Origin of the sequence: Desulfuribacillus stibiiarsenatis (genome assembly GCF_001742305.1) — a bacterium.
In the GTDB taxonomy this organism is placed as follows: Bacteria; Bacillota; Bacilli; order Desulfuribacillales; family Desulfuribacillaceae; genus Desulfuribacillus_A; species Desulfuribacillus_A stibiiarsenatis.
Genome location: NZ_MJAT01000033.1, coordinates 43,575 through 58,167 on the forward strand (window position 1 = coordinate 43,575; position 14,593 = coordinate 58,167).

The 14,593-nt window shown below is 37.6% G+C and carries 13 protein-coding genes; all 13 read right to left on the minus strand.

The window, feature by feature from the left end:
- Positions 1-21: 21 nt before the first annotated feature.
- Positions 22-861 (minus strand): 1,4-dihydroxy-6-naphtoate synthase, encoded by an 840-nt coding sequence (locus BHU72_RS09570; protein ID WP_069702570.1) that lies wholly within the window; start codon positions 859-861, stop codon positions 22-24.
- A 103-nt stretch (positions 862-964) separates the two neighbouring features.
- Positions 965-1,603: a futalosine hydrolase gene (locus BHU72_RS09575; RefSeq protein WP_083248375.1), complete on the minus strand. Its 639-nt coding sequence runs from the start codon at positions 1,601-1,603 to the stop codon at positions 965-967.
- Between the two features lie 65 nt (positions 1,604-1,668).
- Positions 1,669-2,775: a 6-phosphofructokinase gene (locus BHU72_RS09580; RefSeq protein WP_069702412.1), complete on the minus strand. Its 1,107-nt coding sequence runs from the start codon at positions 2,773-2,775 to the stop codon at positions 1,669-1,671.
- Positions 2,762-5,134 (minus strand): GGDEF domain-containing phosphodiesterase, encoded by a 2,373-nt coding sequence (locus BHU72_RS09585; RefSeq protein ID WP_069702413.1) that lies wholly within the window; start codon positions 5,132-5,134, stop codon positions 2,762-2,764. Before BHU72_RS09585 ends, BHU72_RS09580 begins: the two co-directional genes overlap by 14 nt.
- Positions 5,135-5,157: 23 nt before the next feature.
- Positions 5,158-6,288 carry an ABC transporter substrate-binding protein gene (locus BHU72_RS09590; RefSeq protein ID WP_069702414.1) on the minus strand — a complete coding sequence of 377 codons (1,131 nt, stop codon included), beginning with the start codon at positions 6,286-6,288 and terminating at the stop codon, positions 5,158-5,160.
- Between the two features lie 166 nt (positions 6,289-6,454).
- Positions 6,455-8,560, minus strand: coding sequence for a glutamine synthetase III family protein (locus BHU72_RS09595; RefSeq protein ID WP_069702415.1), 2,106 nt, complete (start codon positions 8,558-8,560; stop codon positions 6,455-6,457).
- 218 nt (positions 8,561-8,778) lie between these two features.
- The gene (locus BHU72_RS09600; RefSeq protein ID WP_069702416.1) at positions 8,779-9,504 is read right to left on the minus strand and encodes a heparan-alpha-glucosaminide N-acetyltransferase; all 726 of its coding nucleotides are present in this window, start codon (positions 9,502-9,504) and stop codon (positions 8,779-8,781) included.
- 81 nt (positions 9,505-9,585) lie between these two features.
- A complete protein-coding gene (locus BHU72_RS09605; RefSeq protein WP_069702417.1) occupies positions 9,586-10,539 on the minus strand; it encodes a cation diffusion facilitator family transporter in 954 nt (317 codons plus the stop codon).
- A gap of 16 nt (positions 10,540-10,555) precedes the next feature.
- A complete protein-coding gene (locus BHU72_RS09610; protein ID WP_069702418.1) occupies positions 10,556-10,864 on the minus strand; it encodes an ArsR/SmtB family transcription factor in 309 nt (102 codons plus the stop codon).
- Positions 10,865-11,409: 545 nt separating this feature from the next.
- Positions 11,410-12,132 carry an Rv2686c family ABC transporter permease subunit gene (locus tag BHU72_RS09615; RefSeq protein WP_069702419.1) on the minus strand — a complete coding sequence of 241 codons (723 nt, stop codon included), beginning with the start codon at positions 12,130-12,132 and terminating at the stop codon, positions 11,410-11,412.
- 10 nt (positions 12,133-12,142) lie between these two features.
- A complete protein-coding gene (locus BHU72_RS09620; protein WP_069702420.1) occupies positions 12,143-12,826 on the minus strand; it encodes a fluoroquinolone export ABC transporter permease subunit in 684 nt (227 codons plus the stop codon).
- Positions 12,823-13,683 carry an ABC transporter ATP-binding protein gene (locus BHU72_RS09625; RefSeq protein WP_069702421.1) on the minus strand — a complete coding sequence of 287 codons (861 nt, stop codon included), beginning with the start codon at positions 13,681-13,683 and terminating at the stop codon, positions 12,823-12,825. The genes BHU72_RS09620 and BHU72_RS09625 overlap by 4 nt, the downstream gene beginning before the upstream one ends.
- Before the next feature lie 178 nt (positions 13,684-13,861).
- A complete protein-coding gene (locus BHU72_RS09630; protein ID WP_069702422.1) occupies positions 13,862-14,521 on the minus strand; it encodes a TetR/AcrR family transcriptional regulator in 660 nt (219 codons plus the stop codon).
- Positions 14,522-14,593 lie beyond the last annotated feature (72 nt).

Sequence of the window (14,593 nt, forward strand, 5' to 3'; positions counted from 1 at the left end):
CAATACATCTCCCAGGATTCGTTATATATACAATAAATCTTGATTAAATCCAGGAATTAAAAGTTCATCTACTGCCCTTCGTAGTAATGTCTTAACGGCAGCAAAGCCTTCTTCTCCAAGGTTGAATGAGAATGAATTGACATATAATTCAATGTGCGCCTTCGCAACATCGTAGGACATCTCTTGGGCATGTTGTAAAATGTATTCCCTCGAAACATCAGGGTTCTTCCATGCATATTCAAGGGATGAGCGAATCCATTGAGTAATACTCGAAATATCTAGTCCCCGCTTTGCAACGATCGCTCCTAATGGTATCGGCAGTCCAGTATCACTTTCCCACCATCGCCCTAGATCCGCTACTAGTTGAAGACCGTAGTCCTGATAGGTAAATCGAGCTTCATGAATCACAAGACCAGCATCGATGATTCCGTCTCGAACGGCAGGCATGATTTTTTCAAAGGGCATGATTTGAATATCTATGGCCCCTTTCACCTGTTGAGATGCCCATAAGCGAAATAGCAAGTAAGCAGTAGAACGATCACTCGGAATCGCAACTCTTTTTCCTATCAAGGAGCTTGGGTCCCTAGAATCACCGTTTGCCTGCTTCGTCAACACTAAAGGGCCACAACCGCGTCCTAAAGCGCCGCCACAGGGTAGTAAAGTATATTTCTCTAATACCCAAGGTAATGCCGCATAGGAGATTTTGATAATATCAAAATCATTGGTATTTGCAGCTAAGTCGTTGGTAATATTGATATCTGCATACGTTATGTCTAAAGGGGGTGCATCAGGAACGAGACCGTGTGCCCAAGCGTGATATATAAATGTGTCGTTCGGACACGGAGAATAAGCAATCTTCAATACCAATACTATTACCTCACTTCTTAGGTCTTATTTATATTAACGGAACTATCAATACATCTATATATCTATACATCTATGCATCTATACATATTCGCCTGATTTATAGTACTTCTGATAAAACGGCACTGACGTCCTTAAGTCGTGCTAGTGCTTCTTTGATTTTCCAGCTGGACCTGTCACGTGGTCCAATGGCATTGGAGATAGATCGAATCTCAACAACTGGAATTCTTAATTGGTTTGCTGAATACGCTACGCCATAACCCTCCATCGCCTCGGCAACAGCGTTAGGGAACCTTTTTAATAATTCTTCAGTTGTCTCAGCAGTACCTGTCACCGTAGACAGGGTTAATACAGTTCCGTGGTAAGTAGGAATCCCATGGCTTTGCAATGCAGTTAGGATACGTCGACCTAATGTTAAGTCACAGGTAATTTCCGATTTTCCTAATTGCAGTTGCTCAAGATTCCGAAATCCTTCAGCCGTCTCAGCCCCTAAATCGGCTGCAATTATTGTATCTGCGACCACTACCGAACAAACTTCAGCTTTTCCGACAAAACCGCCACCAATACCAAGATTTAGAACTAAGTCATACGATTTCCCTGTTAGCGCCTTCATCGTATTTGCTGCCGATGCGACCGGACCTACTCCTGCAGCAATAACCGTAAACCTAGTATCACCATCTAGTCCATTGATAATTGCCTGTTTCTCAGGTTCTACAGAGGTGACAATCAATATCTGCAAAATCAGTTCCCCCTATTGTTTCACTTATGATAACTTGTCCATATTATACATATAATAAACTTTCTCTAGCCAAAGCTAACACCTACAGCTTCTGCTGCACGAACAAGTTCTCCATGTGGATCTACTTGTTTCAATTGGCTTATTGCGGAATCTAAGGTAACTTCTTGAACCTCTGCTCCTTTAAGGGCAACCATGTGACCATATTTGCCATCTACTAATAATTCAACAGCTTTCACGCCAAAACGCGTTCCTAAGATTCGATCATATGCCGTTGGGGATCCCCCACGCTGTAAGTGACCTAGTACCGTCACTCTTGTCTCCATCCCTGTACAACGCTCAATATCTTCTCCTATACGATTCCCTATACCACCTAAACGAACTGGATCATGGCTTTCATGCACCATGCGCTGGACGACCATTTCGCCACTTTCTAATTTCGCTCCTTCAGCAACCACAACAATACTGAACTTCTTGCCCATATTCGATCTTTCTTGAATCTTGGCGCAGATCCGTTCGATGGTAAACGGTTTCTCTGGTAGCAAGATTACATCCGCACCACCTGCAATACCTGCATGCAGCGCAATCCAACCCGCATATCGTCCCATCACCTCTAGAATCATCACACGGTGGTGTGACTCTGCTGTCGTATGTAGCTTATCAATAGCTTCCGACGCAGTAGTTAAAGCCGTATCAAACCCAAACGTCACATCCGTTGCAGATAGGTCATTGTCAATTGTCTTTGGTATACCTACGACAGGGATTCCTTTTTTATAAAACTCGTATGCAATTGCTAGACTACCGTCTCCCCCAATAATTGCGAGTGCATCAATACCTAGGTCTTTTAAGTTCTCAATGGCTTGGTCGGATACATCTTGAAATGTTTTCTCACCGTTAATTTCTACGGCATAGCGGAATGGATTATCTCGATTAGTAGTCCCCAAGATTGTCCCACCTCGTGGAAGAATACCGGACACATTAGCCTCCGTCAGTTCTCTATAATCTTTATGAATAATTCCTGAGAATCCATTGATAAAGCCCACAACTTCCAGACCATATTGGCGAATTGCACTTTTCACAACTGCTCGAATTACAGCATTTAGTCCCGGTGCATCACCACCGCCTGTGAGTACTCCAATTTTTTTAATGTTCGAATTTATTTTATTTAGACTCATAGTTCGCTCCTCCAATTGTTATCCCATTTTCTAACAGGCGCTCTACCTCTTCATTAGGCAGTGGTCTACTCATTAAGAAACCTTGTCCAGCCATACAACCACATTGTCTTAAGAATTCTAACTGTTGTTCTGTTTCTATTCCTTCCGCTACGACCTTATATTCCAAGTCCTTCGCTAAAGCAATAATCGACTGAATAATCTTCGTGTCTTTATCACTGTTTTCAATACTCTTAATGAAGCTACGATCAAGCTTTATTATATGGATTGGTAGCGTTTTTAAATGGTTTAAAGACGAAAAGCCAGTACCGAAATCATCTAGTGCAATTTTGAATCCTATTTGCCTTAGTTTATTTAACCGCCTGACTACCAATTCTACGTTCGTCAAAACTGCAGTCTCTGTAATCTCCAATGTAATCGATTGAAAATCTACGTCAAAAAGGCGAACCATCTGTTCAATTTCATTAAAATTTATATCACTCGTCAAAGTTTTACTGGAAAGGTTAATGGATATAGATAAGTCTGGTCGTCCTGCCTCTTCAAACACTTTCTTTTGCTGGATAGCATTGATCAATACCCATTTTTCTATCTCAAAGATTTGTCCTGTCTCTTCAGCAACTGGAATAAAATCTGCTGGCGATATGAATCCTTTTTCTGGGTGTTTCCAACGTATCAATGCTTCAAAGCCTTCCACTACTCCATCGGAAAGATTTACTTGTGGTTGATAATATAGCTCAAATTGCTCATTCACAATGGCACTTTGAATGTTTTTCGCCATTTGTATATTCTCGTTATTATCTACTAAGATATCTTCTGTATAGAAAATAAATTTGTTCTTTCCTTCCTTTTTCGCTCTATACATGGCTATATCAGCATTCTTAAACAGTGTGGCACAATCTCTTCCATGCTTAGGGAAAGTTACAATGCCTATACTACAGGAAATAAAGAATTCATAGTGATTGAATTCCCATATATGTTGAATGCCTTTCACGAATTGATTGATTTCCAGTCTTATTTCTTCTTCATCACTAAGGTCTTTAAATAAAAGGACAAACTCATCCCCACCTTGGCGTGCAATTAGGCAGTTTGATTTCACTGATTTTTTGAAAATATTCGCCATATAAATGAGGAATTGATCTCCCGCTTGATGCCCCAATGAATCGTTGATAAATTTAAAATTATCAATGTCTAAATACGCAATTGTAAAAGGTGTATTGGCATTAACCAGCTTTTCAATTTTCGATTCAATCATCTTGCGGTTTGGTAATCCAGTCAACGAATCAAAGTACACCATTTTATGTATTCTCGTGTCTTTTTCTTTAAGCTTTAATAACATATCGTTAAATTGTTTAATAATATTCTCAAACTCACGATACCCTGAGTATTCTACGAGAGATATTTTATTATCGAGTATTAATTCTCCAAATTTATCATGGATTCGATGTACTGGCTCCAAAATTTTTCTGGTGCTTATGATAGTCAATAAGACAATGATTAGCATAGCAATACTAAACACAACAACTATAGCATTACGAATATCTGTTGATAATTGCTTTACCGTATCCCCTGAATGTGCCACTACAAGTAGCCAATTCGTCTTTGGTACATTGTTTATGTAGATATGGGAAGGAATCCCCAAATAATCGTGCGCAACAAATTTTTGTCCATTACGATAATAATTTAATAACGTTGAATAATCTGGGTGATAGGCCCTTTGTTCTGTAAGCAGTATATTATTATCGGTAATATAAATACCTTTATCATCAAGTATAGAAATATTTAACTGTTCGTTATCAAGTTGACTACCAATTAAATTAATATTCGACAAATCTAAATATCCAACGAGATATCGATTATCCTCCAAATCAATCACATGCGCGAGGGTCACTTTTTTACTATAAAGAGAAGTGATGGTAGAAGTCCACCCCTCTCTTTTAGGACCCGTCGAATCGCTAACTAACAATTTCTCATTAATATCTTTGCTACGATCTAGCCCAATAAAAATTTCGTTATAAGGGCTGACATGATTAACCTTAAAGGAATCATCAAGGATTTCAAAAGCTTCGAATAAAAATTGATTCTTGTGAATTTGATTTAGCATAAATTGTAAGTTCTGATCATCATTAGTATTCGATTCTATAATTGAATTTTTTACATAATACAGGAATTCTGATGATTGCGTAAAATACTCACCAGTATGATGCTCCACTACCTCCGCTACAGATTCAATGCTGTTTTCTATGCCTGAGTGCAAATAAGTAACTGCTATCTGGTTCACCGCAACTCCAATGATAAATAGGATAACGGATGTTATTATGATATAGTATGCTAATAAAGATTGTCGAAGAGAAAAATTCCACATAGGTACGCCCCGTTTTCAATAGTTTATGGTAACGATACTGTTTCCCCATCTTTGATATGAATCATGAATATTTCTCTAGAAGCAACCCCTAACGCATGCATTTCATAATCGCTGTTTATCCCTTTAAATGCTTTTATCGACAGTATCGCTTGTTTAACTTCTGCAGGATCCGTTGATTCTGCGTGAGCGATTGCTTCTGCTAGCAGTCTCACGGCATCATATGTATAAACAGCCGCAAAATTAGGTTCCATTTGGTATTTCTCATAATATTTATTCTTAAAATCTATATATTTCGAATAGGTACTGTTGGGGTCAATTGCATATACACCATATACATTCTCCATACTCTCACCATAACCATGAATAACCTCTGACGCCATACCCCACATTGTTGTATGTATCGTTATATTGGGGGTGACTTTTTTTACTTGATTCGTAGTTATAATTAAATCTGAGACGCTTTGAATCAAGATTATATTGGTAGGATTGTCTTGTAGTAGATCGCTAATAATCTGAGGAATTTCCGTAATAGATTGGAAGGACTGAACCGATAGAATCTCTATGTTTTTCTCTTTTAATAGAGTAGCACATTTTTCATAGATACTTTGCGCAAAGAATGGGTTGTTCTGGTCGTAGAGCACAACAATTCTTGGTGTTGGATTCGTAGATACAATGTGTTGAACAATCAAATCTCCCTGTTCTGATGCCGGAACATTGATAGACATGAAATTATCATCATGATAAAGGTATCCGTCATGACTAATAGTAGGAGATATCAATAACGCATTCTCCTTATTTATAAGAGGGATTACATCCGTTGCTGAATTCGAAGTAATGTGTCCAAGTAGTAAGTTAATTCCTTGAGCAAGGAGAGATTTTGTATGATCTAGTGCAACGCCAGCCTTCCCTTGGTCATCTAAGAGCGTTACTTCAAAGTTTCTACCGTTAACCCCACCCGCAAGATTTATCTCCTCCACTGCTAATAGCAGCCCGTTACGACTGGCAAAACCCAAATTAGAAGATTCTCCCGTCAATGCAGTAGTAAGCCCGATTCTAATAGACGATGTATTGGTTTGAAATTTCAAAAAAACGGAGAAAGCACTAGCAATTATAACGATTAAAAGAACGTATAAAATGATTTTATATTTCCCCATTGTTAATGTTCCTTTCCGCTCTATTATTGATAAGGCCATTCTATCATAATATAGATAGTAATACTAATTATTACTAGATGATAACTAGTGAACAACCTATAAAAAACCCTATCAAATGGTTCCATTTGATAGGGCGATATTTCTACTATTTTGTTAAATACAAGCTTTACACGTTGAAAAGTAATTCACTGTAAGTTGGGAACGGCCATAGAGTTGCGTCTACTTTCGTTTCTACTTCATCAGCAACTGCACGAAGTGCGTTCATTGCAGCGAATACTTCATCCTTATATGCTAATGCTTGATTGTATGTGTCACCATGCATATCGGCAGCTTTCGCTACTGCAGCTTGTAATGTCGCAATGCTCTTATTCATAGTAGCAAGTAAACTAGACACTACTACCAATAAATCTTCTTGAGCACTTAAATCAGCATTTACCCCAGTTGACTTAATCGCATTGATAGAATTCGCTAAGCTCGTTGTGAAGTTAATTACTGATGGTACAATTTGGCGACTTGCCATTTCAATCATAGTAAGCGCTTCGATGTTAATTTGCTTAATGTATTGCTCAAGTAGAATTTCATATCTTGATTCAAGTTCTACTTTACTTAATACCTTATGCTTTTCGAATACTTCAATTGCTTTCTCTGTAATTAGAGCAGGAACCGCTTCTACGTTTGAACGAATATTAGATAGTCCGCGCTTTTCAGCTTCTACAACCCATTCATCGGAATATCCGTTGCCGTTAAAGATAATACGTTCATGCTTATTGACAATACCTCTTAGAATTTCTTCCACTTTCGCATTGAAGTCTGTAGCTTTCTCTAGCTCATCAGCAATCTGTGATAGAATTTCAGCTGTAATTGTATTTAATACTACGTTTGGCCCAGCAATAGAAAGAGAAGAAGCAACCATACGGAATTCAAACTTATTACCAGTGAACGCAAACGGTGAAGTTCTGTTACGGTCCGTATTATCCTTCGGTAAAGCCGGTAATGAAGATACGCCAGCTAATAATTGGCCACCTTGTTTAGAGCTCTTTAATCCGCCATTCTTCAATTGCTCAAGAATATCTGTTAATTGATCTCCTAAGAAAATTGAAATAATTGCTGGTGGAGCTTCGTTTGCACCCAGACGGTGATCATTTCCTGCATTTGATGCAGAGACACGCATTAGATCTTGGTATTCGTCTACAGCTTTAATTACAGCACATAAGAATACTAAGAATTGAATATTTTCATGAGGGTTTGTTCCTGGCTCTAACAGGTTCTGCCCTTCGTCTGTGCTTAACGACCAGTTATTGTGCTTTCCTGAACCGTTAACACCAGCAAACGGTTTCTCATGAAGTAAGCACGTTAACCCGTGACGATTTGCAATCTTTTGAAGCATTTCCATTACTAATTGGTTGTGGTCAGTTGCTACGTTTGTTGTTCCAAAGATAGGAGCTAGCTCATGTTGTGCTGGAGCTACTTCATTATGCTTCGTCTTAGCAGTAACACCTAGTTTCCAAAGCTCTTTGTCTAATTCTTTCATGAACCCAGCGATGCGCTCTTTGATTGTACCGAAATAATGATCTTCTAATTCCTGACCTTTAGCAGGCATAGCACCAAATAATGTGCGTCCCGTTAAAACTAAATCTTTACGTTGCTTGAATAAGTTCCTATCAACTAAGAAATATTCCTGCTCAGGTCCCACCGTAGTAATTACCTTTGAAGCCGAGCTGCCAAAAGTCTTAAGTACGCGCAGCGCTTGCTTATTAATAGCTTCCATTGATCTTAGAAGCGGAGTCTTCTTATCTAATGCTTCCCCAGTATAAGAAACGAAAGCAGTTGGAATACATAATGTTACACCAGCCGTATCTTCTTTTAAGAATGCAGGCGATGTGCAATCCCACGCTGTATATCCTCTTGCTTCAAAAGTTGCACGTAAACCACCAGAAGGGAATGAAGATGCATCCGGTTCACCTTTAATCAATTCTTTTCCAGAAAACTCAACAATTGCAGTGCCATCAGCCTTTGGAGAAAGGAATGAATCATGCTTTTCAGCAGTAATACCTGTCATCGGTTGGAACCAATGCGTGTAGTGAGTTGCCCCTTTTTCTACTGCCCAATCTTTCATAGCATTCGCTACAACGTCCGCTACTGTCTCCTCAAGAGGAAGGCCTTCGTTAATAGTCTTCTTTAAAGCCTTGAATACATTTTTTGGTAATCTTTCTTTCATCACAGCTTCATTAAACACGTTAGACCCGAATTGCTCAATTGGATTTGCACACATTTTTCTTCTCTCCTTTATACTTTTCATACTCTTATTGGTAGTGTAATATTATGCTTGAATTAATATATATGTTAATTTATTTAACGTCAAATGTAAAGAACATTCCGCAAAATTTTTTTCAAAAAAATACACTAAAAAAATTACGTGGCTTGAATTACTATTTTCAGTAATTACAAACCACCTACTACTCCTATTTGTACTCTAATTGAATCGTTCATTTATACCTTGCTCATGATAAACATATTAAAAAGTAAGTCGAAAAATAAAATCACCCCTATGATAATGGGTTGGTGAACGATATAAATCAACAAGGAATGTTTACTTATTTTTTGAACGAAAGGATTTGAGTAGCTGTAGGAGAACAAACTTTTTTTCTTATAATAATATAGTTTATAGCTAATGACGCCACATATATAGACGGAGAGATATGGAAATAAAGGATAAAAATCTACTGAACGAAACCCAGCATAAGCAATACCTATTGGAAGGAACCAAAATGTGTCTACTAACATTTCACGAAATGCTAAAAACATAACAAAAATCACTATTGCAATTACCGTTAGACCCCATACATCAAATCTTTTGAGTAACGGAAATAGCACCATGCATGTTCCCAAGAAATGAAGTATGCCATATCTTATATATTCGTCTCCTAAGACAAGATAAGTGACAACAGTAATGACCATAGCAAATATAAGGATTTTGAGTCCAGTATACACAATATTACGACTCGATAACCCACTGCTAATACCTGATACAAATATAAATATTAAAGCGGCTATCTTTCCTTCCCAAAACCAGAACGTTGATGTGTAATCAATTGCAACGTTAACAAATACATTCAAATCATAGACGGTGTGATAAATAACCATAAGACATATCGCAAGCGCTCTAAGAACATCTATTTCCCATATTCTGTTTAATTCTCGTTGTAACTGCTCCATCACACACCTCATCATCGCTATCAAATGAAATTGCTTATTGTGTATATTTCTGCACATTTGTGAAAATTCCTTCGGTTTACATTAAATTACCAAATCGTTATGTTGAATGTTATCTGTTTCTATTTGAATTGTCACATGATCAATTTTGAATCTTTGCTCTATGGTATGTATCGCTTTTTGAAGAATATCTTGGCAATCTAAACCTACTTGAATTCTAATATGACAGCTTAGTGCTGGGAACCCGGAAGTAATCGTCCATACATGTAGGTCATGTACATCTAACACCCCATCAATATACTCTAATGCTTCAACGATCTCAGTATGTGAGATATTAGATGGTGCACTCTCCATTAAAATGTTCACTGAATGTACAATGATAGACCAGGCACTTTTGATGATTAAAAGGGCTACAACTACCGAAATGATAGGATCTGCAAGATACCACGAAAATGCAATCATTAAAAATCCGGCTATGATAGCACCTACTGAACCAAGGGCATCACCTAAAATATGCAAATAAGCACTTCGCATATTGATATTATGCTTCACATCACCTTTTCTCATAAGTACCCAAGCACTGAGTAAATTTGCAAGTAATCCAATAAAAGCAATCAGCATCATCACACCGCCAGCAACTGTAGGCGGTTCAAGAATCCTTTGATAAGCTTCATGGATAATAAATCCAGCTATGACAAATAAAGTTATGCCATTAAACAGTGCAGCTAATATTTCAAAACGGTAAAACCCATAGGTTTTATTCGGCGTTGCTGGTCTTGAGGCAAACCAAATGGCAACAAAACTAAGTAGTAGAGCACTTGAATCACTAAGCATGTGACCTGCATCTGATAATAGTGCTAGGCTATTCGTGTATAACCCTCCGAAAAACTCTAAAAACATAATACTTGCTGTGATGATGATTGCTATAATAAGTCCTTTTTTATTCCCTTCTCTTACATCATGAAAGTGGTGATGCCCATGTCCACATTGGTGTTGATCTTGATGTTCTTGATGGTTGTGATGATCATGATTCCCCATATATCAATTCTCTCCCTTACGAATGTTCGACGTGCGTAATAACTTGATTCAAAATCTCAATTACGTGCTCATCATCATAGGTGTAATATAAAGTGTTCCCAGCGCGCGTAAACTTCACGAGCTTTTGTTTTCTTAGTAAGCTCAATTGATGCGATACTGCTGATTGACTAAGACGTAAAACCTCAGCTATGTGATTGACAGAGCACTCCTCTTGTGAAAGCAAGTACATAATTCTGAGTCTTGTTGGATCTGCTAGCGCCTTAAAAATCAAAGATGCTTTTTCAATTGTTCTTCCTTCCAGGAACGAATGTTCACTTTCTTTCACTCACTAACTCCCTCCTTGCATCTAAACTTCATATCCATTCATTAAATATTTCATTTCTACTAGACCTGTTTGCATTGCTCTCCAAACACACCTATATGACTATATGTTCATATAGGCATATATAGACTATACATGTTTTGCTTTTCTATCGCAATACTTTTCGTGAAAATAGTTGCAAAATAGTACTAAAGAAGACGACTCTGAATTCTATCGAATTCAGGTCGTCTTCCATGTGATTCGTCCGCAGGCGTATAACCTTTTTGTACTTTTATGCTGTGAAACTTTTAAGAAAACTGAGAGTTGATGGATTTCCATTTCCCACCTCTTTTCTTACCAATGATATCTATCACATTAGTCTAACACCATCAAATATTATCCTTATCTAGCATGATACAACCTATTATAATATAACGTATCACACCTAGCGTATAAAGAACGCTTATGTCGTTATAAGGATATATTATATAAGCTGTTAGAAATACGCAAGGGCATCTTCCTTAATTTGCTATTTTGTTTTGTCTATAGAAACATCTAGGAATCCATGTCTAAATACGCTTTCTTTGGCTTGCCAAAATAACTAACAACAAGTAAGTGACGTGTAACCCACCAGAGAGAATAAGCGTCACACTATCAAAGCGATGCAACAATCTAGGAATCCAATAGAACGGAGTTAGTGTCGCTACAGTATGTAGCCATGGAATCGGAAAAAGATCCGCCAAAGCTAGCACTGTAAAAATACTCATGCCCTTCGCATAGGTAAGTCCTTGCACTTTATTAGACGCTAATCGATACAGCGCCAACGCTACTAGTATCCCTTCCACCCCTATCAATAGACTGATATAAACTAGTAAAGTGAACGGGATTTCATAAATCACCAAAATATAATACGCAATGATAGAATAGCCAAATCCCCCTCCTAAGGGAATAGATAACCTGTTTGCAAGATATCCTGAATAAGAGACAGGTGTAATTGCAACGAGTTCATGAATTCTAGCATCTCGCTCATCGATTAACATAAACCCTGACACTGTTCCTAATAACGTTGCTACCATGACCATAATAAGAGCTAAAACATATCCATAATATTCTTGAAACATAATTCCTGTTGCATCATAGAGAAATTCCATCCCATACATCTGAAATATTTGAAATATGCCAATCATTATGAATGGTAGTATTAAGAACATCATAAGCACTGGCTCTCGTATTACCATTTTTATATCATATTGAACATTCGAGTAACTCCTCATCCCCATCACCATCCTCATACCTATACTCCTAACGAATCCTTTGTTCGAAATCTTTCTCAAGATACCAAAGGAACATCCCATTAATACTAAATAGAAATATGCTATAGAACGCTAGCGAAGAACTACTAATTCCATGGAATGCCCCATAAACAAGCTTTAGCCCTGTTACACTCGGTATGATGTTAAGAATCCATACCCTAGGGAAAATAAACATCAATATGCATGGCACGATAAGAACGAGTATATACGGGACGACCTTTAAGAAGTAATGATTGATAGATTGACTTTCCACAGCAAGCATGAAACCAAATAAGGTGAAGAAAATAGACGTTAGCCCGATTCCAAGAGCTAGGACAAACCAATTAAATTTCACAGGACTAGTCAAAAATGCAATAGCAAAGCCAGCAACCTCCGCCAAAAAAGTGAGCGATATAACCTTAGCCAGTAAATACTCTCTAGCACGTAGTGGGGTAACAGATATATACTGCAATACTCCTTGCAATTTTTCTAGCATTACAATCCCTCCGACAAAAAAGAAACCTATCATCGAAGGATCACTGTAAACGACTAGCGGCACAACAAACCGTGCCACTTCTGTAGGAAGTTGGCTGATGATTAGAATATATAACAATGTTATAAACACATATACATAATAAAAGCCCTGTCGCCATTGGAAAACTACATCTGCCAATATTGCGTTCCATACTCTCATGTCAGCTCCCTCCCAGTAAGCTTAATAAATATATCTTCCAAGGTAGCTTCTTGACTATGGATGGTCTTAATCTCTTTCGTCTTCAATAGTTGAAATAATTCCTCGTTGTTCTTGATACTATGCATAGGAAACTCTACAACCTTTTCCTTCATGCCCTCATAATACTCAATTTTCACCCTACGCATCCCATGGTGAACTTTTAATTCCTTAGGACTATCGATAGCAACAATTTGCCCTTCAACAATAAACGCAACTCGATCACATAACTGTTCTGCCACATTCATGTTATGAGTCGTAAGGAACACCGTTTTCCCTTGCTCCTTCAATTCCTTAATCATATCCTTTACAATTTTCGCATTGACTGGATCAAGTCCAGATGTAGGCTCATCAAAAAAGAATAAACTTGGATTATGCAGTAAAGATCGGATAAAGTTAAGACGCATCTTCATTCCCTTAGAAAATCCTTCGACCTTTTGATTACGAGCATCAGATAACCCAACTCTCGTGAGCAGCGCATCAATATCGCTTTCCTTTGGTTTTTTCTGATAATACGAACCTATAAGCTGTAAATTTTCAAAGGCAGTGAGCTTTAAATATAGATTCGGAAAATCAAAAGCCACCCCAATCTCTTCGAAGAAATCCTTACCCCATTCTCTTCTTTCCTTTCCCATGATTGATACGCTGCCTTCGTAACCCTTTAATAATCCAATCAAAATGCGTTGCGTTGTGGTCTTCCCGGCACCACTTGGTCCTAAAAATCCGAGAATCTCACCTTTTTCAATCGAAAAACTAATTTGATCGATGACCCGCTGATGTGTCTTTTCATAACTATATCTTAGATTTGTTACTTGAATCATAAGCACCCTCCTCAAAAACGTTCACACGTTCTTTATTTGTGCAAAAAAATACACCACGATTTCTCATACCACTTTTACCATTTATCTTATATCTATTACTTTATCTATTATTATTTGTCTCTGTTTATCTCTGTTTATCTATCTTTATCTATCTTTATCTATCTTTATCTATCTTTATCTATCTTTTATTAGCAGCATTATGGAATAGTCCCCATACCCCCATAATATAGAAAAGCATATAATCTACAATTAACTTCTTCTTCGTTTCGTAGTCTTCATTTTTTCGAATGACTAAGACAATTCCTGTGAGAAATTGCTCTGCCAAAATCTCTGCAAACTGCTCTTTCGTTCCTTGGTGTATGAGGGACTGTTCAGGGAGTTTTTCAGGGTAATGCTCGTGAGTATTTCCTGAAAAATGCTCGCAAAAGTGCTCCTTCAAAAGCTCTAGTAGGTCTACCTTCGCCTTTTCAAATCGGGTACCCTTACTACTTTCTAATAACAATACCAAACGATTCGAGAATAACACCTCAACTCCATTAAGCATTTCCATCAATAACGGTCGAAGTTCAAGCGGATTAGCGAAATTCTCCATTGATTGGTTGAAATGATGCATTTGATCGTGATGCTGAAGGAAATATACAAATTGTTGATACTCTTCCGCTACTAATGCTTCAAATAGCTTTTCTTTGTTCTCAAAATAATTGTAAAAGTTGCCTAACGTAGTCCCCGCCATTTTTACAATTTTTCGTAACGATGCATTTTGATAACCATGTACAAAAAACTCTTGTTCCGCTGCATTCATGATAGCGGCCTTTACTTCGTCTTTTTTTACTTGCAATTAAAATCACCTGCTTTTTTTAGTTCAACTATAGAGTAAATTAAATACCTATCAAAGTCAATACGACTTTGA

Coding starts and splice junctions, on each gene's coding strand:
- BHU72_RS09585 (WP_069702413.1), bottom strand. CDS start 5,134: ATGTGGAATTTTTCTCTTCGACAATCTTTATTAGCATACTATATCATA.
- BHU72_RS09600 (WP_069702416.1), bottom strand. CDS start 9,504: ATGGAGCAGTTACAACGAGAATTAAACAGAATATGGGAAATAGATGTT.
- BHU72_RS09580 (WP_069702412.1), bottom strand. CDS start 2,775: ATGAGTCTAAATAAAATAAATTCGAACATTAAAAAAATTGGAGTACTC.
- BHU72_RS09605 (WP_069702417.1), bottom strand. CDS start 10,539: ATGGGGAATCATGATCATCACAACCATCAAGAACATCAAGATCAACAC.
- BHU72_RS09620 (WP_069702420.1), bottom strand. CDS start 12,826: ATGAGAGTATGGAACGCAATATTGGCAGATGTAGTTTTCCAATGGCGA.
- BHU72_RS09615 (WP_069702419.1), bottom strand. CDS start 12,132: ATGAGGATGGTGATGGGGATGAGGAGTTACTCGAATGTTCAATATGAT.
- BHU72_RS09595 (WP_069702415.1), bottom strand. CDS start 8,560: ATGTGTGCAAATCCAATTGAGCAATTCGGGTCTAACGTGTTTAATGAA.
- BHU72_RS09590 (WP_069702414.1), bottom strand. CDS start 6,288: ATGGGGAAATATAAAATCATTTTATACGTTCTTTTAATCGTTATAATT.
- BHU72_RS09625 (WP_069702421.1), bottom strand. CDS start 13,683: ATGATTCAAGTAACAAATCTAAGATATAGTTATGAAAAGACACATCAG.